The following is a 19,963-nucleotide window of genomic DNA, read 5'->3' on the forward strand; positions in this document are numbered from 1 at the left end:
TTTTCTGCTACATTCTAGTATATCATATTTTCCAAAAGCTTTAAACGGCAAAATGTGGTAAAATAGAAGAAATCAAAAACTAGTGGAGGAAGCTATTATGCCATTTGTACGCATCGATTTATTTGAAGGTCGCACACTCGAGCAAAAGAAAGCCTTAGCTAAGGAAGTAACTGAAGCTGTGGTTCGTAACACTGGTGCACCTCAATCTGCTGTTCATGTCATCATCAACGATATGCCTGAAGGAACTTACTTCCCGCAAGGGGAAATGCGCACTAAGTAAAGCTTAAGCAATCTGCTTAGGCTTTTCTTTATAAGTGGCATTCGTTGAATAAAAAACTTTATTTTGTTACAATTTTAAGAGATATTTGTATATAAATTGTTAAAAGGAAATGAAATGATTACACGTGAATTTGATACCATTGCAGCAATCTCGACACCGCTTGGTGAAGGGGCGATTGGGATTGTTCGCCTAAGCGGAACGGATAGCTTTGCCATTGCACAAAAAATTTTTAAAGGCAAAGACTTGAGCAAAGTTGCTAGCCACACACTGAACTACGGCCACATTATTGACCCTTTGACTGGTAAGGTTATGGACGAGGTCATGGTTGGGGCTATGAAGTCTCCGAAGACCTTTACTCGCGAGGATATTATCGAGATCAACACCCACGGAGGGATTGCCGTGACCAATGAAATCCTGCAATTGGCTATCCGTGAAGGGGCTCGCATGGCAGAACCTGGAGAATTTACCAAGCGTGCCTTCCTCAATGGTCGTGTAGACTTGACTCAGGCTGAGGCAGTGATGGATATCATCCGTGCTAAGACTGACAAGGCTATGAATATAGCAGTCAAACAACTTGATGGATCCCTATCTGACCTCATTAACAATACTCGTCAGGAAATTCTCAATACCTTGGCTCAGGTTGAGGTTAATATCGATTACCCTGAGTATGACGATGTGGAAGAAGCCACTACTGCTGTTGTCCGCGAAAAAACTATGGAGTTTGAACAACTCTTGACCAATCTCCTAAAAACTGCACGCCGAGGTAAAATCCTCCGCGAAGGAATTGCAACAGCCATCATTGGTCGTCCCAACGTTGGGAAGTCAAGTCTACTTAATAACCTCCTGCGCGAAGATAAAGCCATTGTAACGGATATTGCAGGGACTACTCGAGACGTCATCGAAGAATACGTCAATATCAACGGTGTTCCACTGAAGTTGATTGATACTGCAGGTATTCGTGAAACGGATGATGTCGTGGAACAGATCGGGGTTGAACGCTCCAAAAAAGCCCTCAAGGAAGCTGACTTGGTACTACTAGTCCTAAACGCTAGCGAACCTCTAACTGCCCAAGACCGACAACTTCTTGAAATTAGTCAAGATACTAATCGAATCATTCTTCTCAACAAAACTGACCTCCCAGAAGCGATTGAAACTGCTGAACTTCCAGATGATATCATTCGTATTTCAGTCCTCAAAAATCAAAACATTGATAAGATTGAAGAACGCATCAATAACCTCTTCTTTGAAAATGCTGGCTTGGTCGAACAAGATGCTACCTATCTATCCAACGCCCGTCATATTTCATTAATTGAAAAGGCAGTTGAAAGCCTACAAGCTGTTAACGAAGGCCTCGAACTAGGAATGCCAGTTGATTTGCTTCAAGTTGATTTAACACGTACCTGGGAAATTCTTGGCGAGATAACTGGTGATGTTGCGCCAGATGAGCTGATTACCCAGTTGTTTAGCCAATTTTGTCTGGGTAAATAACATAAAAACTAGGTCAAAAAAATGCTAGTCACCTAAAAAGAGGTTGGGACAAAAAGATCCCGACCTCACTTTTTATTATCAATCATAATTTGACGCGGTAGCTGATTGAACTTTTTGTTCGTCTTTTAGACTCCAAAAAGCTCCTAATCATCCTCGCGGGGCTGAGACTACGAAATCAAGACTTTGTCTATCGATTTCTGTTCCACCGCCTTTTCTTTCACCTTCTTAGTTATATCCTGCCTTAGCAGAAATCTGAAACAAACCTTATACTCAATTAAAATCAAAGAGCAAACTAGGAAACTAGCCGCAGGCTGTACTTGAGTACGCCAAGGCGACGTTGACGCAGTTTGAATTTGATTTTCGAAGAGTATTACCAGTTCTTTTCTATTTTCACTTAGTCTTTAGGTAATTTGCCAGCTTTTTCAAGCATTTTTTTGATTAAATAAGGCATCTTGACATTTTCACGACCTTTTTTCTCAATTAATTTTTTAACAAATTCTGGCATTTGTAAGTCTTGTGATTCATCTAAAATATTCTTAGTTTCCTCCGAAGGGACTAATTCATCAAAGGTTTCTTCTTCTGGGAGGAATTCTCTAAATTCTTTATGTTCATTAGCTCGGATAATATTGACCAAGGCATCAATCAAACGAGAATCTGTATTTGGCATTGGTGGACGATGGTAGTTCACCTCCAATTCCTGACACAAGTCATGACATTCCACATCGTTGTCAAACAAGACTTCAATATGCTCACTGATAAAACTAATAGGCACAAAAATATAATGCTCTGGATGTTCTTCCTGTTCTCTAAGATACTCCAATACATCTGGTTTAATCCAAGGAATACCAATATCACTTTCGCTCTGCCAAGTGTTGGTATATTGCTCTGGTTTCAAGCCTAATTTCTCAGCAATTAACTTGCTATTTTCGAAAATCTGGTCGATATAGGGATCGCCAAAATCCAAGGCAAAAATGGGTACACTGTGGGCAGAAAAGATGACTTTAAAGCTATCCTGTTTCACCTTTTCTTTTAAAATCTTAGCAATTTCATCTGTCCAATAGTTTAATAGTGCTTCTTCTTGATACCATTCTTTAATAACTAAAAACTGAATTTGTTTACTTTCCAGAAACTTTTCGTAGCCCATGACAGAGTAAAAGGAATAGTGTGGCTCCAAAATCAAGCAAATACACTTTTCAATTCCATCTGCCTCCATTTGCCGAATTACATCTGGAATAAAAGGAGTTGAAAATTTATTGGCAAAATAGACACTATATTCATTTCCTAACCTAGCTTCTACCAAAGAAACTTCTTTACGGGTAATTTTTTGAAGTGGAGTGCCTCCAATTCGAACATAATTATCATAAAGGGTTTGAATCTCGTGGTCTTGAGGTCGAACTCCTCGACGAATGTTGGTAAAAAAGTCGGCTACTCCTTCAAAGGTAATCTCTTCTGGTGAACCAAATGTCATCATTAAAATTGCTTTTTTCATCTCTGCATCCTTGTGATATTTTTATCTTTCTTATTGTATCACTAAAGAAGCCATAAGTAAACGCTAACATAAGGGTTTTATCTCCCTTTTGACTTTTGTTTTTCTCTTCTTTCTATGATACAATGGTTTTAAAATAAGGAAAAAAGGAGTTATGATGAAATACCCTACATTACTAGAGCGTTTTTTAACTTATGTTAAGGTTAACACACGTTCAGACGAAAATTCTACTACTACACCAAGTACTCAAAGTCAAGTAGACTTTGCGACTAATGTCCTCATCCCAGAAATGAAACGTGTCGGTTTGCAAAATGTCTATTATTTGCCAAACGGTTTTGCTATCGGTACACTTCCAGCTAATGATCCTAGTTTAACTCGCAAGATTGGTTTTATCTCTCACATGGATACGGCTGATTTTAATGCTGAAGGTGTCAATCCACAAGTAGTTGAAAACTACGACGGTGACCTTATCGAGCTTGGTGAATCTGGTTTCAAGCTCGATCCAGCTGATTTCAAGAGTCTTGAAAAATACCCTGGTCAAACTTTAATTACTACAGACGGGACAACTCTTCTCGGTGCTGACGACAAATCAGGTATCGCCGAAATCATGACAGCCATCGAATACTTGACTGCTCATCCTGAAATTAAGCACTGCGAAATTCGTGTCGGCTTTGGACCTGATGAAGAAATCGGTGTTGGTGCCAATAAATTTGATGCAGAGGATTTCAATGTTGACTTTGCTTATACAGTTGACGGTGGACCTCTTGGTGAACTTCAATACGAAACCTTCTCTGCTGCAGGTGCAGAACTTCACTTCCAAGGTCGTAATGTTCACCCAGGAACAGCTAAAGGACAAATGGTTAACGCCCTTCAATTAGCGATTGACTTCCACAATCAACTCCCAGCTGGTGACCGCCCAGAATTGACTGAGGGCTATCAAGGTTTCTACCACCTCATGGATGTATCTGGTAGTGTTGAGGAAGCGCGTGCTAGCTATATCATTCGTGATTTCGAAAAAGAAAACTTTGAAGCGCGTAAAGCTGCTATGCAAGCTATCGCTGATAAGATGAACCAAGAACTTGGTAGTGATCGTGTCACTTTAACATTGACTGACCAGTACTACAACATGAAAGAAGTCATCGAAAAGGATATGACTCCAGTAACCATTGCCAAAGCGGTTATGGAAAGTCTTGATATTACACCAATTATCGAACCAATTCGTGGTGGTACAGATGGTTCTAAGATTTCGTTTATGGGAATTCCAACTCCGAATATCTTCGCTGGTGGTGAAAACATGCATGGCCGTTTTGAATACGTTAGCCTACAAACCATGGAACGTGCAGTTGATACTATTATTGGAATTGTAGCTTATAAAGACTAAAAAAAAGACGAAGTAGCTTAGCTACCTCGTCTTTTTTTATTCTGCGACTTTTTCTGTTGATTCAGGATTCAGTTCAGTTGTTGTTTCAGAAGTATTTTCTGTTGTTGTCTGTACTGAGCTAGCTTCTACTTGCTCATCAGTACTTGCTTGACCTGGTGTTTCTTGTTTTGCTTCAACAGGTGTTTCTTGACTTGGCGTTACTTTAGATCTAAGCTCTCGATTTAACAAGACTATTTCTTGGGCAACTGCTAGAAGAGCCTGCTTATCCTTACTTGCTGCTGCTAGTTTATCAAACAGAGCATCTACTTTTTCAAAGTCAGCATCTGAACCATTATTCATCTCCAAATAGCTATGGAGAGCAATGACTCCGTTATAGAGTTTTTGGTAAAGAACTAAAACCTCTGGGTCTTGTTTTGAATTATCACGTTCATTTTGGATTGTTAGTGAAATACGTTTCAAAAGATCTTGAACCTGTGTATTTAATTCATCAAGGTCTACGTCTTCTTTCTCCAAAGCAGCCTTCAGATTTTTCACTTCGTCAGAGAGTGAAGCTTTAACTCCTTCCTCATTGACTTGATTCACTAATTCTTCAGCTTTTGTTAGTAACTCTTCTACTTGCCCTTTTAAGACATGATTACTTTGTTCCTCAGGTTTAATATCATCATACAAACCTTTCAAAAACTCATAGACTGCAGTTTTAGCACTATGGCCATCCACTTTTTCTGTATCTAAGATTGTTTCAGAAGCCTTGCTTGCAACAGGTTCATTCTTCAGAGCTTCTTCAACTTCCAGTTTTGTTTGATAGATTTCTGGGAAGAGTTTGTTCAAGTCAGTCGCCTTAAGGAAGGATTGTGACTGATAAAGAGTCCAAGTTAAGTTGGCAACTTTATTTCTAAGAGTGTCATTTAAGCGACCGTCAGATAGATGTTGGTAGAAATACTTGATGTATTCGACTGTCGTAACACCAGTACGGTCATTAAAATCTTGCAAAGCTTGTAACTTAGCTTCAACTGCATCTAAACCTGCTTCATCTTGGGCTAGTTTATTTTCTTGAAGCTGAGTCAATAAATCCTTCTTAGGAAGTCCATAAGCATCTGTGTCTAAGGTATTAATCTTATCTACTAAAGCTTGATATTTCTTGTCTAAAGGACTGATTTCTGTTGGTTTGACACTTGAGTCAATGTGAATATACTGCTTATCAAACAAATCCAAAGCTGCCAAATAACCTGCAGTAGAGTTGGTTGATAGCTTCTTCATATTCTCAGAAAATTGCCCCAAGGCAAGCTCAATTTGTCTTTGAAGAGTTGGTTTATCTTTATAGACTTCGCGACTTTCTGCCAAAAGTTGATCAATCTTATACTGGACTGCTTTTTCATCAAAAGCACCAGGTTGGTAAGTTGACTGTAATGCAGGAATTTTGTTTTTCAAAGCGACTTCATAACCTTTAGTTTGAACCTTGATGTAGTGGTTATGGTCACCATGAGGGATAACAAAGCTACCATTTTCAACCTGCAAGCTATAAGGAGAAACACCATCACGTAGAGCAGTTGTATAGAGTTCGTTTAGGAAATCAAGCTCTGCATCCCCTGTTTGAAGCGGAATACGAACGTGTTCCTTACGAACAGCGTAAGGGTGAATGTGAGTTGGGTCATAAGCCTGGTCTGGATTACCAAATACAAAGAATCCATTTGAAATACGGATAGCCTCAAGAGGAACGCCATATGTTTTAGAAATATAAGCTATTTTTTCTTCATCACTGGCATCTCGAGAGAAGCTTTCAACCGTCTTGGCAAGAGGTTTAACAGGTTCTGTCTGCTGATGGCCATGAAGATGGTCTTGTGCAGCCTTAATCTGCTCTGCTGATAAATCTTTCTTAAAGAAATAATGGGCATGGTCTCCATGTGAAACTACAAAACCTTGTTCATCTTCACTTATCACTCGATCAGCATCGAATCCGTGATCGTGGTCTTCACCATGGTGGTGATCATGCCCGTCTTCATCATGGTGCTCATCTGATGGATTAGGTTTTACTTCGGTTTTACCTTTCAAGTGTTCCTGAGCTTCTTTAATCTGTTGGGCCGTTAAATCTTTCTTGTAAAAATAATGATTGTGGTCTCCATGTGAAACTACGAAACCTTGGTCGTCTTCACTTATCACTCGGTCAGCATCGAATCCATGATTATGGTCTTCACCATGGTGGTGATCATGCCCGTCTTCATCATGGTGCTCATCTGATGGATTAGGTTTAACTTCGGTTTTACCTTTCAAGTGTTCCTTGGCTTCTTTAATCTGTTGAGCCGTCAAATCTTTCTTGTAAAAATAATGATTGTGGTCTCCATGTGAAACTACGAAACCTTGGTCGTCCTCGCTAATCACTCGATCAATAGCAAAGCCATGATCGTGGTCTTCACCGTGTCGATGATTAGCATGATCGTGGTCATGGTCTACTTCGTGTTGATGATCAACATCTTCGTGGCCATGGTCTTCGTTTGGTTTACTTGGAGTTTCTAAAGGATTTGATGGTATCATTAAACCTGAAAGTGGTATCAAGCGTGCAATCTTTTGCTCCAAAGCAGATAAACTACTATAAGGGATGAAATGGTAATGATTTCCATGAGGGATAGCAACTCCATTAGCCGTACGACTGGTAATTTTAGCCGGGTCAAATACCAAACCATCAGATTCTTTATAGCGTTGACTAACTGGTAAAGCGTAAAGTTGGTCTAGAAGTTTTTGAAGATTATTTTCTTCTTGTCCTGGACTGCTTGTAGCTGGTTTCTCTACTTGATGACTTGGTTCAACACTTGGTATCGGTTTGTAGTCTGTTAGACTTTGTTGACTTCCTCTTCCAGCAAGGTAAGCTTGAGCGGCAGCCAATTCACTTGAAGATAGAGCACTCTTAGGAACGTAATGATAATGGCCACCATGAGGAACGATATAAGCGTCACCTGTGTCTTCAATAATATCTGCAGCATTAAAGACGTAACCGTCATCAGTTGTATATCGACCTTGTGCTCTGGCAGCAATAACTTCATTACTTGTACTACTACTATCTGATGTGTGTTCTTGTTTTTGTTTCTCGATTTGGTCTTTGGTACGAATATTATCTGCGTGACTAGCATCTTTAAGATAGACATAATATTTGCCATCAACCTTGATGATATAGCCACCTTTAATCTCATTGACAATATCTCCATCACTTAGTCGATAGTTTGGATCTTTCATGATCAATTCTTCACTAAAGATGGCATCAAAAGGCACCTTACCATTGTAGAAATGGAAATGGTCACCGTGGGAAGTCACATAGCCTTGATCTGTAATTTTAGTAACAATCTGTTCAGCTTCTATTCCTTCTTTTTGGTTAACTTGATCAGGTGTCAGATTTTCATTCTTTTTAGCATCAGACTCTTTCCCATCAACATAGGATACACGGTTATTTTCTTTGTTCTCAGGCGCTTGATGTTGATTTAAAGCGTAAGCGCAGACACTTAATGCAAGGACCACTGCAGATCCTGCTAAATATTTTTTATTAATTTTCATAAACTCCTCATTTCAATTCTTCAGCTAAAATAGCTATATTGTCTTCTAAATTTTCCAAGTAGGACTTGTCATTTTGTGGGTCGGCCTCTAAAGGATTGAGTGTTTTAAGACTCACACCTGTTGATTTAACAAGTGTATCAGCAACCTTAGACGAAGCACTGCTCTCTGTAAAAATAGTTTTGACCTTATAATTCTTTACAAATTCTTGAATTTCGGTTAACTGTCTCGGGCTTGGTTCTTGGTCTGGTGAAATACCAGCTATTCCAAGTTGATTTAATCCAAAGCGTTTAGCTAAATATGAAAAAGCTGTGTGTTGAGTTACAAAATTTCTTTGATTGACTTTTTCAAAAATGGGTTGGTATTTCTTGGTCAAATCATGAGCTTTAGCACTAAAACTTTGTGAGTTTTTCTGATAAGTATCCTTGTTAGCGCTGTCTAGTTCGGATAACTTATCAGCGATAATCTGAGCTTCTTCAGCAACCTTTTCAGGATCAAGCCAAGTATGAGGATCATACAAGGTCTTCTCATCAATCCCGTCTCCAGCTTCCATATCTTCTAATCCAGGCACGCGCTCCAAGGTCATACCTTCTGATGCTTCTAAGACCTTTACCTTAGACTTTTGCAGGCTTGGATCCAAACTTCCCGCCCATGATTCCAAGGTATGAGAATGATAAACAAATACATCCGCATCGTAGATAGCTGCAATATCATTTGCTGACGGTTCATAAGAATGAATGCCTGAACTAGACTGAATCATTCTTACATCATTTAGTTCACCCGAAACTGCTTTTACCATAGCATATACAGGGTAAAAACTAGTCACAATCTTCATTCCCTTAGTTTCATTACGATTGTCTTGACTAGCCTTTTGTCCACATGCTCCTAAGGTAAGGGCAAAGAAGGTAATCATGACCCATAGGATACTTCTTTTTTTCATAACAACTCCTTAACTAGTATTTAACCATTTAATTAACCAGTAAATATTCTACTCCAAAAAATTTACGATGTCAAGTGATAGACTCGATTTTATAAGATTTTTTATAAATAAAAAAGCACCGATTCTCGGTGCTTAATATTAAACTCCTATATGAATATCTGGAAATTTATCTGAGATTAAATCCCAAAGTTTTTCCAGTTGCTCTTGAACTGTTTTAGTTGTTTTCAAGGTCATGTCTTGTTTTTTCTTAGCATTCTTACGAACATAGCAGAACTGGTAGACTTTATTTGTGATTAGGGAACGGTTAATTCTCGTTTCAACTAGATAAAGTTGCTCAACATCTCTTAGGTCTAAAGCTTGAGTTCCTTTAAAGTAAGTGATAAGATGATTTTTATAAAGGATTACCTTTAGACTCTCATCATAAAATTCTGCCAAACCAGTTAGATTTTCAACATTTCCTTGTAATTCAGGATAGGCTTGATAAAGCTCTTCAAAAGCTGCGATAGATTTTTTACGAAGAAGAAAGGCACTCACTAATGTGACTAGGCCAATTCCTCCAAAAATTGCAGCACTTATGATATACCACCAGCCATCTTTTGAGTGTTCAGTCAAACTCAGATAGACACTTGAATTCATGTTCAATGCAACAGTTGAATCAGGTTCAAGTATAGAGTCAAGAAAGCCAGACAAATCTACAATTCTATTATTTCGAGACTTGTTGTTAACATTTTTACTTAAAGGTTGTAACTGTGTACCTACTAGAGTAGCTGGATTATCTATAAGTGTTTCAGTTTCAGCTTGATCCATAAGTTTTTGAATCTCTTTATCATTTTCTTTAGCCTCTACAACTGCAAATTTACCATCACCATCATTGCTATATTGCACAAGATATAAAACACTTCCACCTTCAACTTCTCCAACCACTTCTGGATAGATATCATAGATAGTCATAGTAACTTCTTTACCTGACCGTGTGTCGTCTGAAAATGGATCCATTGGATGTTGATGATAATTCCACATGAAGACAGTTCCTGCAGAAAAAGCAAAGAAAACTAGCGAAAGAATAAGACCTGAAATAAAGCCTTTATTTCTTTTTTCTTTAAACATCATAATCTCCTTTAGTTTGATGATTAAATTATAGCAAAAATTCCTATAAATTTCAATAATAATCTTTAATACAAATGCTATTAGACAAGGAAAGAAAGCGCTTATCAAAAAATAATATATGATATTTCAAAAAAAGAGCTTGAGATAATCTCAAACTCTCCTATTATTTCAAATTCTATTTTCTTGCAGCTTTTTCATCTTCTTTGAGTTGTTTGACCAGTTGTTCAACACTATCAAATTTTACCATATTTCGGATACGATCTAACCAATAGACGGTCACTGTTTCGCCATAAATATCTTCATCAAAATCAAAGATATTCACTTCAAAACGTTCTTCTTCCCCATCGAAGGTGACATTCTTACCGACACTTGCCATCCCTCGATAAAGTTTTCTCTTGATTTCGATATCAACAGTATAGACACCATCTGCCGGCATATAAGTACGGTCCAAGAGCACCAGATTGGCAGTTGGATAGCCGATTGTTCGACCACGAGCATTGCCGTGTACGACTATTCCTCTTGTAGGAAGTGGACTTCCTAGTAACTGACCAGCTTCTTTCACATTCCCTTCAAGGATCGCTTGTCGAATACGTGTAGAGCTAATCTTCCCTTTTTCATCTTCTACAGGAGGTACTACGACTACTTCTCCATCAAAGATTTCTTTTAAGTCTTCAGCTGATTTTCTATCTGAACCTAGACTATAGTCAAATCCAACTACAATGGTATCTGCTTTAACTTCTTTGACAAAGGTATCTACAAATTCTTGAGCTGTCATATTAGCGATACGACTTGAGAAGTCCATTAAATAAAGATTTTCAACACCAGCACGTTTAAACTTACGTTCACGTTCTTCTGCATTCAGGATATGAAGTAAATTTTCTGGTGAATAGGGTTTTAAGGTTAATTTTGGTGATTCATGAAAGGTAATTAAAGCAACACTCAATCTCTTCTTTGCAGCAATTTCACTAGCAATACTAAATAATTTTTGATGTCCAAGGTGGATACCATCAAAATATCCTAAAACAAGGACTGTTGGTCCTGGTGTTGCAATGTCTTTTTCAGTTTTTATAGGTATTGTTACAATCATAGTCATATTATACCAAAAAGAAGAAGGCATTCAAAATATTACGAATTTAAAAAACTATAAGCTACTTTTTACTTCTTTTCTCAATTGCTCCAGAGTTTCGATGTGATATTTGTCCATGACTTTTGGTAGGTTATCAATGATATCAGGACAGGCATAAGGATTGGTAAAGTTTGCTGTACCGACTCCTATTGCTGACGCACCCGCCAAATACATTTCTATAGCGGATTCAGCTGAATCAACTCCTCCCATACCAATGATTGGAAGATTAGTTGTTTGAGCTACTTGACGTATTAGTTTAAGAGCTACCGGAAAGACTGCAGGACCAGACATTCCACCAGTACCATTGGCAATGATTGGTTTTCTAGTTTTGAGATCAAAGCGCATACCAACAAGGGTATTGATCATAGTGAGACCACTAGCACCAGCATCTTCTACTGCTTTTGCAATAGTCACGATATCCGTCACACTAGGCGTTAATTTTACATAGACAGGAACTGATGATGCCCCTACGGCTGCTTTTACTACATCATAAGCTAAATCTGGGTCTTGCCCAATCAAAAGTCCGTGATTCCCATGATCGACGTTTGGACAAGAAATATTGAGCTCAATGGCTTTCACGTTAGGTGCCTTGGAAATACCACTAGAAACTGCTGCGTATTCTTGCTTTGAGAATCCAGCAACATTGGCAATGATTGGAAGATTCGGATATTCCCTTTGCAACCAAGGTAACTTTTCAGAGAGTACGACATCTAAACCAGGATTTTGTAGACCAATGGCATTCAGCATACCAGCAGGTGTTTCAGCCACTCGAGGAGTTGGATTACCAAAACGTGGTTCAAGGGTTGTAGCCTTAATCATGATAGAGCCCAAGAGATCCAAATCATAGTATTTGGCATACTCTTGTCCGAAACCAAAACAGCCTGAAGCAGGAATGATAGGATTCTTTAGTTCTAAGCCTGGTAGAGAGACTTGTAATCGATTTGTAGTCATGACACTCTCCTTATAAAACAACAGTTCCTGTTTTAAATACAGGCCCATCTTCACACACACGTTGACTAACTGTTTCACTATCTGGTACTTTCAGTACGCAAGCGTAGCAAGCCCCCATGCCACAAGCCATACGAGATTCTAGGGATAGGTAAGCTCTTGGATGGTCGTAAAATGTTTGATTAATGTATTTCATCATACCAGGCGCACCGCATGAGTAGATTGCATCAAATTCTGTGTCAAATTCATTAATCACTACTGATACATTTCCTTTAATACCATAAGAACCATCATCAGTCGTTACAAAAACCTGACTAAATCTGGATAATTCATCTTCCAAAATAACAGCATCTTTAGTAGCGAATCCTAAAACAGTTGTTATTTCAACACCACGCTCATTCAGTTGTTTAGCTACTTCGAGTAAGGGAGGCACTCCGATTCCACCACCAACTATAAGAACACGATTCTGCTTGTCTAAATCAGATAAATCAAAGCCATTTCCTTGAGGTCCCATAACATCTATGCTATCACCTGTTTTTAAGGTTGAAAAGATTGCTGTCCCTGATCCTTCAACTCGATAGATAAGTCTGCATTGCTTAGCCGCCTTATCTATTGATGAAATCGAAATTGGACGACGTAAGAGATGGGCATCATCAGGTACACGCAAATGAAGAAATTGGCCCGCTTTCATAGCTTCGACCATTTCTCCTTCAAGTACAAGCTCAAAGATTGCTGGCGCGATTTCCTCCTGAGATACAACTCTCATAACTTCCAAGCGAATGGCACCCATTCGTTTTTTACAATTTGGATTCATAACCTTTCCTCCTTAAATTTTAAGGGGATCAGATAAAGAAAAACCTTGCACTTGCAAGGTTTCAGTTAAGATATTTACACAAAAGTAGCAAATAAGCACTTGCTTACTTGTTTCCATTGTAGCTTCTTTTCTCTGACACCTTGTGAGTCTCTCTGGACTGCCCTTAAAGGTTAAATTTTCACTAGTATACTGTATCAAACATAAAAAGTCAAGTAAAAATAGGTAAGGTATCAGTTCATAAAAGTCGCTTATTTTTGTGAAGAAAGAATCTTTTCTAATTTTTGATAATCTTTTACACTGTCGATTTCATAGATAGAGTTTTCTTCCAACTCTTCAACATATACATCTAGTTCTTTGATATTATCTTTGACCATGTTATCCCAATAGAGGTCCACAAACTCGCCACTTGCATATGCCTTGTCAATAAATCCAACAATTTTCTCAGCTGTTGGAGCATCCCAGAATGATACACCACTCAAGATGCGTCCATTTTTGCTATCTACAATGATATCTTGAACTTTGTAATCATCTCCGTAAACTAGAAACCACTCATTATCACAATCTTCACGATAAACACTGAAATAAGTTGAACGTTCGATATCATTACGGAACATATTTTTGAAAAGATAGTTATCCGCATCGATAACATAGCTGTTGGCTAATTCTTCTTTTACCAAGTAAAGAGAGTAAAAGTTATTGTAATCAGCATACTTATCGTTGAAGACCAAACGAACCCCGTACTTTTCTTTAAGATAGTCGAATTGTTCTTTTAAATAACCGACAACGATGATAATGTCATCAATTCCACGTTCTTTCAAAAATTCGATTTGATATTCAACCAATGGTTTTTGATTGACTTTAACCAAGGCTTTGGGAGTATTTTCTGTCATGGGTCTCAAACGTGTTCCCAAGCCAGCTGCTAAGATAATCGCTTTCACGCGCTTTCTCCTTTATTCTTTAATAATAATGTAAACACCAGCCATTACGATAAGGGAAGTAATGATGGTCAGCAAATTAAGGGGCGAACCCAAGAAAATTGCTGCAAACAAAACAGTCCATACTACATAACTCACATTTAATCCAGTAGCTTTTGCTGGCTGCAATCGATTGATAGCAATGTAGTAGGCAAGGTAAGAGATCATATTACATGCTGCAAAGACTATCAATAAACCAAACAATTGACCATTTGCCACTTCCGCAAATGAATGATGCGAGAAGAGAACAATGACAAGATAGGACAAGAAAGATGTGACTTGTCGTATCAAGAGTGCTTCGAGTTCACTGAGTTCACTTTCCATAGCAAAGGAGCTCAGAACACTTTCACTTCCCCAAGCAAGCGCACAAATCAAGGCACAGAGTATTCCGATATAGAAGGAATTAACTTGTTCAACCTTGTAAGTCTGAGCAATAATGCCTGCAATGATTAACAAAATACCAAACACTGTATTCTTCGAAACCTTATGCTTAAGAATAAAGAAGGCAAGCAAGACTGAGACTGCAGGATAAATCGCTGAAACAGAGGATGCTAATGAACTACCGATATACTTGACTGCATAGAGATTGGCCTGCATGCCAATTGGTCCAGCCAAAAGTGCTCCGATAATAACACTAACATTTCGAATGTTCAAGAAGATTGAAAAACGTATCTTTCCTTCTTTAACTAGAAGATATCCTAGCAGGATAAAAATACTCAGAAAGTCGTGTGCTGCTGCTACTACAAAAGGTGATAGGTCAGTAAATATAGAGAAGATATAGGCACTAATGGTTAGCCCTAAACCCCAAAAAATACCTGAGATAAGTCCAAAAGAAACTCCATTTTTAGTTTTCATAATTACCTCTCAACTCTTTTACAGCTCTATTGTATCGAGAAATGCCATAATCTCCGAAATCTGCACCATTTTCTTCTTTGTAGATAGTCCAGAGACTCCAAATAATGTCTTGCAATATTTTATAAATGCGGATCTTCTCTCTCGAAACAGGAGTCTTATCACCCTCGTAATAAGCTAGAAAGTCTGCCTCTTCTTCCGGTGTAAATTCAGATTCTAAAAAGAGTGCTGCAAGGTCCCACATAGGGTCGTTCATGGAAGAATATTCCCAATCAATCAGATAAAGATGTCCATCTGGTCCTTCAATAAAGTTTTCTGGAACCAAATCAATATGACATGATTTCTTCTCAATACCAATTTTTTCAAGCTCATTTTTTAAAGAAAGAACTGATTTTCTGACAGCTTCATAGTTTGGATAAGAAATTTCCCCTTGAATCAATGATTCATATTTTTTGATTTCCTCAAAAGGAGCAAACTCTCCTTTTAATTCTTTACCAGAAGCATGGATCGTTTGTAGAATTGGAGCAATTTTTTCAAATTTGGTTTTTATGGTAGCTGAATCAAGTGTCTCAGCATTTTCAATGTATTGATTAACCTTGATACCTGCTTCGATATCAAAAAGATAATTTTCTACATCTAATTTTAAATCTTTCAACAACTCAAGATTGTACTTTTCATTCTGGCGGTCGATTAATTTATCAGTACCTTTACCGAAAAACTTAACGATGTACTGGTTTGAGGTTGTCTTAACCAAATAGTTTTGATTGGTCATCCCCCCCAATTGTTCAACGCTCTGAATTTCTTCATCAGCTGACAATAAGGGAGCAATCTTTGCTTTAACGATTTCCTTCACAATCATCCTCCATTATACTTCCCACTTAAAGACTGTCTTAAATGCGGTATTTAAGTCAGTTGCAAAAACTCGGTGAATATCTTTAATTTCTCTGACTGGTTCTTCTAGATAAATGATATTCTTCAAACGATTGGCAAATTTTTTAATTTCCATCATTTGGATAGCATTTTCAAAGTCAATTCTTCCTGAACGTGAAGAGCCGACTAGTAACAAGCCTTTTTCCAATGAATCCCGAGTGTTGATGTTGACCTTATACTCACTAACACCCATCATCAAAATGGTGCCTTGTGGTTTGATGTAACGAATCAAGTCATTAATAGCAGGCCCGCATCCATCACCACCACAGCATTCGAAACCATGGTCAAAACTAAGATTTTCTGGAATGCTATCCGTAATGTAGAGCTCTTTTGCAAATGAGAAGAGTTCTAACTTTTCCCAGTGACGACCGATAACAATAATCTCAGCTTCAGGCAAAGTGTAGTTGATAATATTAGCCATGACAAAAGCTAGGCTTCCATCACCAATGACAGCAATTCGTTGACGTCTGCTGTGAGATACCGTCATGAAACGATTCATAGCATGCATGCCCACACTGACAAACTCTGTAATGGCGGCAACTGTATCTTCGATATCTTCGTAAGCTACCACACGATCCTTAGGTAGAGATACAAATTCTCGCATAAACCCATCATAACCACTTGAAAGGAAATATGTTCCAGTCATGTAATTTTCGTAGAATTCCTCATCACTTTGCATAGGTGGTTGATTTGGAATCATAACAATCTTCTGACCAACTTTGTAGGTACCGGTTGGGTCAGAAATGACTGTACCACAAGATTCATGAATCATAGCCATAGGTAGTTTTTGGGCTAAAATTTTTGGATCTCGTTTACCTTGATAATAGCGCTGATCCGCATGACAAACAGCCATATAGTTTGGTCGGATGAGAATATGATTCTCTTGATCAATTTCTTCTTCCTGGTATTTAATATTAATAAACTTTGGTTTTGTCAGTTGATAAATTTGATTAATCATGTCTCTAGTCTTTCTCAATCATGCTTTTAGCAATCTTCAAGTCTGTAACTGTTGTAATTTTAAGGTTTGAGTATTCACCTTTAGCCAAGGCTACATCTTTGCCCTTAATGACAAAGATCTTACATGCATCTGTTAAAATTTCTTTTTCTTCTGCTGATAAAGAACCATACAAATCAATAAAGTCCTTACAACGGAAGGTTTGTGGAGTTTGCCCTTGATAGAGATGCGCACGATTTGGAATGTCTGTGATAAACTGACCATTTGTACTTTCAACAATAGTATCCACAGCTTCAACTACAGTATCAACAGCATCATGATTTTGTGCAAGAACAATGTTATCTTGAATCATTCGAAGTGTGATAAAAGGACGAACTGAGTCATGTGTGACCACGATATCATCTTCAGTGATTGGACGATAAGCATCGATAGCTTCAATAATCTTTTCAATACTAGAATTACGATCCGCCCCACCTTTTGTGATGATGATACGATCCTTGTGGAGTGGAAGGAATTTTTCAACTAAATCTTCTGCGTGTGTTACCCAGTCTCCGTGAACTCCAACCACAATCTTTTCGATACTTGGCTCTAAGACAAATTTTTCAATTGTATGAATCAAGATTGGGCGATCTCCCAACTCAAGAAATTGTTTGGGTAGGTTACTAATACCCATGCGCGTGCCGGTTCCACCTGCTAAAATTCCAGCGTAAATCATATCGATTCTCCTTTAGTTTGTTCTAAAAACTCATTCCTTACTATTATATCATAATCTAGCGTTATCTTGAAATAAATACTAGTTCTCTCCATTTAGAAACTGATGGCGAGAGCACTTTAGGTTTTGAACATTAAAAAATTTAATCCTTGCATTCTTATTTCTCGATTAAAATAGAGTTTTTCAGAATAATATAGAAAGCTTAAAGAAACCTTAAATCATTGGTTGATATGTATAGAGAACCTGAAATTTTAATTAGACTTTTCCAATTAAAATTGTTAAAATAAAATGGAAAATAAAAGAAAAGGAAACTAACTACCGCCATGATGAATATGCAAAACATGATGCGTCAAGCTCAAAAACTTCAAAAACAAATGGAGCAAAGCCAAGCTGAATTGGCTGCCACAGAATTTGTTGGGACTTCTGCTCAAAACCTTGTAACTGCTACCTTAACAGGTGATAAAAAAGTCGTAAAAATTGATTTCGATCCAGCAGTTGTGGATGCTGAGGATATTGAAACACTTTCAGATATGACTGTTCAAGCGCTCAATGCTGCTCTTGAACAAATTGATGAAACTACTAAAAAGAAACTTGGAGCATTTGCTGGTAAGTTACCATTTTAATTATATTCTCAAAAAGAGGCTGGTTTACAGCCTCTTTTAATTTATGTTAATAAGCAAAGAACTCATTTGCTTTATTTAGCAATAAGTCACTATATTCAGGATCTTCCTGAGCAGTTACTAATTCTTCTTTTATGTTTTCCAAATCATCCGTAATCATTCCGTCAACACCTAGGTGAAAAGACTTATTAAAAGATTCGGAACTATTGATTGTCCATACATAGAGTTTTTGCTCAGTATTCCATAGTTTCGTGACAAAATATTCATCCAAAGTAGAGTACTCCATTGTGTAGCCTGTCGCAACCGTTCTAGGAAAAACAGAATTATAGGGAAGAATAAAGTAAACAGGAATATCCTTGTCATACTCTCTTACTTTTTCAATAACCTTATAATCCAAGGATTGCATTTGATGACCATAAACCTTAATTTTTGCACCGTATTTTTCTAGAAAATGTTCCATCATCTGCGGACTATCTTTGTGGCTAGTCTTAATTTCAATGAGTAGTTTCTGATGCAGTTCATTTGCGCGAGTTAGATAATCATCGAAACTTGAAATCTTTGTATCATAACCATTCTCATGAATGTCAATCTGCTTTAACTCTTCTAAGGTCAAATCTTGTGGTGTTTTATTGATACCAGCTAATCCTCTAAGATTCGCATCATGCATCATGACAAATTGTCCATCCTTTGTTTCCTGTATATCCATCTCGATTAAATCTGGTTTTAATTGAGATGTTTTTTCTAGGGATTGAATGGTATTTTGTACACCATTGCCATTTGATACACCACGGTGTGAAATCACAAGTGGTGGATTGACTACAGGAGCTTCTAGATAATTATAGCCTTCAATCGCAAAAAAGATACATGCACACACCATAACACCCCACCTCATGATATGGTCCTTCTCGCGTCTTGGCATAATATCAAGTTCTTCTCCTGTTAGGAAGGACGTAAATTTCACAAGGAAATAGGTTAATGCCATATAGTGGAAATTCTTGATAAGAACAAAATTCAAAATAGCTAGAACCAGAGACTCTCTCCGAGTAAGGCTATCCACTATATACTGAGTAGATAATATTGGGATGAGAGGAAGATAGAAAAATAGATTGGTTTTTACAATAATTAAGAATAAATGCCAAGCGTAAAACCAAAAGTGATCTTTAGTTTTATCCAAACTATAAATGATTGCTTCCTTAACCGTCATCTTTTCATAAAAGACCTTGGGCAGAGTGAATATCAAGCGAACTGAAACATAGAAGAATAAGAGTGATAAGATAATAATGGCTACCCACCACATCCAGTACTTATCTTCCATGTAGGTTTGAATAAACTCTGGAATTACGATTTTATTGAAATAATAAATCTTAAATATCTTTCTGATAAACGGAAATAGCATTGCTACAAATATAAAGATGAACAAAGCTTTTGAAATAGTCAATTCCTTCATAAAAGCAAGGCTTTCACGAAATACTTTTCGACTGTATTCTATAAGAGTTCTTTTTTCGTGATATAGGAGGTGGCGAGCTCCAATAAAGAGAATACTAAGTTGAAAATAGGCTACCAGCAGATTGATGGCTATTAAGATTACGAAGCCAAGACTGACTATAGGTGCGTTTTTTATAATCTCAAAAATATTGTTGTAGGAAATAAACAAATATCCAGTCTGACTTAGCAAAAATCCAGCTATCACTGAGTTTAATGGCAACCAGATATAGTCAACCAACATAAAGATTAGAAAGAATAGAAAGAGGATTTTATCTAGATTTAGGTAAATCTTTTTAAAACCCAATTTTTTCGGTTTTTCAGGTTTCAT

Annotated in this window: 17 protein-coding genes; 4 read left to right on the top strand and 13 right to left on the bottom strand. The window is 37.6% G+C overall.

The genetic code is table 11. From position 1 onward, the window contains the following. Positions 1 to 97: 97 nt before the first annotated feature. Both QM382_RS02750 and mnmE read left to right on the top strand, forming a co-directional pair. Positions 98 to 280, top strand: coding sequence for a 4-oxalocrotonate tautomerase (locus QM382_RS02750; protein WP_001117401.1), 183 nt, complete (start codon positions 98 to 100; stop codon positions 278 to 280). A gap of 114 nt (positions 281 to 394) precedes the next feature. Beyond that, positions 395 to 1,768: a tRNA uridine-5-carboxymethylaminomethyl(34) synthesis GTPase MnmE gene (gene mnmE, locus QM382_RS02755; RefSeq protein ID WP_414272357.1), complete on the top strand. Its 1,374-nt coding sequence runs from the start codon at positions 395 to 397 to the stop codon at positions 1,766 to 1,768. Between the two features lie 394 nt (positions 1,769 to 2,162). Here mnmE and hemH read toward each other — a convergent pair whose 3' ends face one another. Then, positions 2,163 to 3,257 (bottom strand): ferrochelatase, encoded by a 1,095-nt coding sequence (gene hemH, locus QM382_RS02760; RefSeq protein WP_414272358.1) that lies wholly within the window; start codon positions 3,255 to 3,257, stop codon positions 2,163 to 2,165. Between the two features lie 154 nt (positions 3,258 to 3,411). Between hemH and pepT the strand changes: the two genes are divergently transcribed. Next, positions 3,412 to 4,635 carry a peptidase T gene (gene pepT, locus QM382_RS02765; protein WP_414272359.1) on the top strand — a complete coding sequence of 408 codons (1,224 nt, stop codon included), beginning with the start codon at positions 3,412 to 3,414 and terminating at the stop codon, positions 4,633 to 4,635. A gap of 36 nt (positions 4,636 to 4,671) precedes the next feature. On the opposite strand, the gene QM382_RS02770 is transcribed toward pepT, so the two are convergent. From QM382_RS02770 to QM382_RS02820, 11 genes are all read right to left on the bottom strand, one after another. Further along, the gene (locus QM382_RS02770) at positions 4,672 to 8,175 is read right to left on the bottom strand and encodes a pneumococcal-type histidine triad protein (protein ID WP_414272360.1); all 3,504 of its coding nucleotides are present in this window, start codon (positions 8,173 to 8,175) and stop codon (positions 4,672 to 4,674) included. 7 nt (positions 8,176 to 8,182) lie between these two features. After that, positions 8,183 to 9,112: a metal ABC transporter solute-binding protein, Zn/Mn family gene (locus tag QM382_RS02775; RefSeq protein ID WP_414272361.1), complete on the bottom strand. Its 930-nt coding sequence runs from the start codon at positions 9,110 to 9,112 to the stop codon at positions 8,183 to 8,185. Positions 9,113 to 9,250: 138 nt separating this feature from the next. Then, positions 9,251 to 10,219: a hypothetical protein gene (locus tag QM382_RS02780; RefSeq protein WP_414272362.1), complete on the bottom strand. Its 969-nt coding sequence runs from the start codon at positions 10,217 to 10,219 to the stop codon at positions 9,251 to 9,253. A 175-nt stretch (positions 10,220 to 10,394) separates the two neighbouring features. Further along, positions 10,395 to 11,306 carry a bifunctional riboflavin kinase/FAD synthetase gene (locus tag QM382_RS02785; RefSeq protein WP_414272363.1) on the bottom strand — a complete coding sequence of 304 codons (912 nt, stop codon included), beginning with the start codon at positions 11,304 to 11,306 and terminating at the stop codon, positions 10,395 to 10,397. 54 nt (positions 11,307 to 11,360) lie between these two features. Next, positions 11,361 to 12,344: a dihydroorotate dehydrogenase gene (locus QM382_RS02790; protein WP_414272462.1), complete on the bottom strand. Its 984-nt coding sequence runs from the start codon at positions 12,342 to 12,344 to the stop codon at positions 11,361 to 11,363. Next, positions 12,307 to 13,107, bottom strand: coding sequence for a dihydroorotate dehydrogenase electron transfer subunit (locus QM382_RS02795; RefSeq protein WP_414272364.1), 801 nt, complete (start codon positions 13,105 to 13,107; stop codon positions 12,307 to 12,309). The genes QM382_RS02790 and QM382_RS02795 overlap by 38 nt, the downstream gene beginning before the upstream one ends. Before the next feature lie 248 nt (positions 13,108 to 13,355). After that, entirely contained in the window at positions 13,356 to 14,045 is a 690-nt protein-coding gene (locus QM382_RS02800; RefSeq protein WP_004252737.1) for a sugar phosphate nucleotidyltransferase, read from the bottom strand. A gap of 12 nt (positions 14,046 to 14,057) precedes the next feature. After that, positions 14,058 to 14,936 carry a DMT family transporter gene (locus QM382_RS02805; protein ID WP_414272365.1) on the bottom strand — a complete coding sequence of 293 codons (879 nt, stop codon included), beginning with the start codon at positions 14,934 to 14,936 and terminating at the stop codon, positions 14,058 to 14,060. Continuing rightward, positions 14,926 to 15,792 (bottom strand): choline/ethanolamine kinase family protein, encoded by an 867-nt coding sequence (locus tag QM382_RS02810; protein ID WP_414272366.1) that lies wholly within the window; start codon positions 15,790 to 15,792, stop codon positions 14,926 to 14,928. The genes QM382_RS02805 and QM382_RS02810 overlap by 11 nt, the downstream gene beginning before the upstream one ends. A gap of 6 nt (positions 15,793 to 15,798) precedes the next feature. Next, a complete protein-coding gene (locus QM382_RS02815; protein ID WP_414272367.1) occupies positions 15,799 to 16,821 on the bottom strand; it encodes a ribitol-5-phosphate dehydrogenase in 1,023 nt (340 codons plus the stop codon). 4 nt (positions 16,822 to 16,825) lie between these two features. Then, entirely contained in the window at positions 16,826 to 17,533 is a 708-nt protein-coding gene (locus QM382_RS02820; protein ID WP_303405219.1) for a 2-C-methyl-D-erythritol 4-phosphate cytidylyltransferase, read from the bottom strand. Between the two features lie 320 nt (positions 17,534 to 17,853). Here QM382_RS02820 and QM382_RS02825 point away from each other — a divergent pair, with 320 nt between their 5' ends. Next, positions 17,854 to 18,153 carry a YbaB/EbfC family nucleoid-associated protein gene (locus tag QM382_RS02825; RefSeq protein ID WP_142557396.1) on the top strand — a complete coding sequence of 100 codons (300 nt, stop codon included), beginning with the start codon at positions 17,854 to 17,856 and terminating at the stop codon, positions 18,151 to 18,153. 46 nt (positions 18,154 to 18,199) lie between these two features. Here QM382_RS02825 and QM382_RS02830 read toward each other — a convergent pair whose 3' ends face one another. Then, on the bottom strand, positions 18,200 to 19,963 hold the full coding sequence (locus QM382_RS02830; protein WP_414272368.1) for a glycerophosphoryl diester phosphodiesterase membrane domain-containing protein: 1,764 nt from the start codon (positions 19,961 to 19,963) through the stop codon (positions 18,200 to 18,202).

It is taken from the genome of Streptococcus infantis (assembly GCF_047465185.1).
Taxonomy (GTDB): domain Bacteria; phylum Bacillota; class Bacilli; order Lactobacillales; family Streptococcaceae; genus Streptococcus; species Streptococcus infantis_O.

Coding starts and splice junctions, on each gene's coding strand:
- QM382_RS02750 (WP_001117401.1), top strand. CDS start 98: ATGCCATTTGTACGCATCGATTTATTTGAAGGTCGCACACTCGAGCAA.
- mnmE (WP_414272357.1), top strand. CDS start 395: ATGATTACACGTGAATTTGATACCATTGCAGCAATCTCGACACCGCTT.
- hemH (WP_414272358.1), bottom strand. CDS start 3,257: ATGAAAAAAGCAATTTTAATGATGACATTTGGTTCACCAGAAGAGATT.
- pepT (WP_414272359.1), top strand. CDS start 3,412: ATGAAATACCCTACATTACTAGAGCGTTTTTTAACTTATGTTAAGGTT.
- QM382_RS02770 (WP_414272360.1), bottom strand. CDS start 8,175: ATGAAAATTAATAAAAAATATTTAGCAGGATCTGCAGTGGTCCTTGCA.
- QM382_RS02775 (WP_414272361.1), bottom strand. CDS start 9,112: ATGAAAAAAAGAAGTATCCTATGGGTCATGATTACCTTCTTTGCCCTT.
- QM382_RS02780 (WP_414272362.1), bottom strand. CDS start 10,219: ATGTTTAAAGAAAAAAGAAATAAAGGCTTTATTTCAGGTCTTATTCTT.
- QM382_RS02785 (WP_414272363.1), bottom strand. CDS start 11,306: ATGATTGTAACAATACCTATAAAAACTGAAAAAGACATTGCAACACCA.
- QM382_RS02790 (WP_414272462.1), bottom strand. CDS start 12,344: ATGGGCCTGTATTTAAAACAGGAACTGTTGTTTTATAAGGAGAGTGTC.
- QM382_RS02795 (WP_414272364.1), bottom strand. CDS start 13,107: ATGAATCCAAATTGTAAAAAACGAATGGGTGCCATTCGCTTGGAAGTT.
- QM382_RS02805 (WP_414272365.1), bottom strand. CDS start 14,936: ATGAAAACTAAAAATGGAGTTTCTTTTGGACTTATCTCAGGTATTTTT.
- QM382_RS02810 (WP_414272366.1), bottom strand. CDS start 15,792: ATGATTGTGAAGGAAATCGTTAAAGCAAAGATTGCTCCCTTATTGTCA.
- QM382_RS02815 (WP_414272367.1), bottom strand. CDS start 16,821: ATGATTAATCAAATTTATCAACTGACAAAACCAAAGTTTATTAATATT.
- QM382_RS02820 (WP_303405219.1), bottom strand. CDS start 17,533: ATGATTTACGCTGGAATTTTAGCAGGTGGAACCGGCACGCGCATGGGT.
- QM382_RS02825 (WP_142557396.1), top strand. CDS start 17,854: ATGATGAATATGCAAAACATGATGCGTCAAGCTCAAAAACTTCAAAAA.
- QM382_RS02830 (WP_414272368.1), bottom strand. CDS start 19,963: ATGAAACCTGAAAAACCGAAAAAATTGGGTTTTAAAAAGATTTACCTA.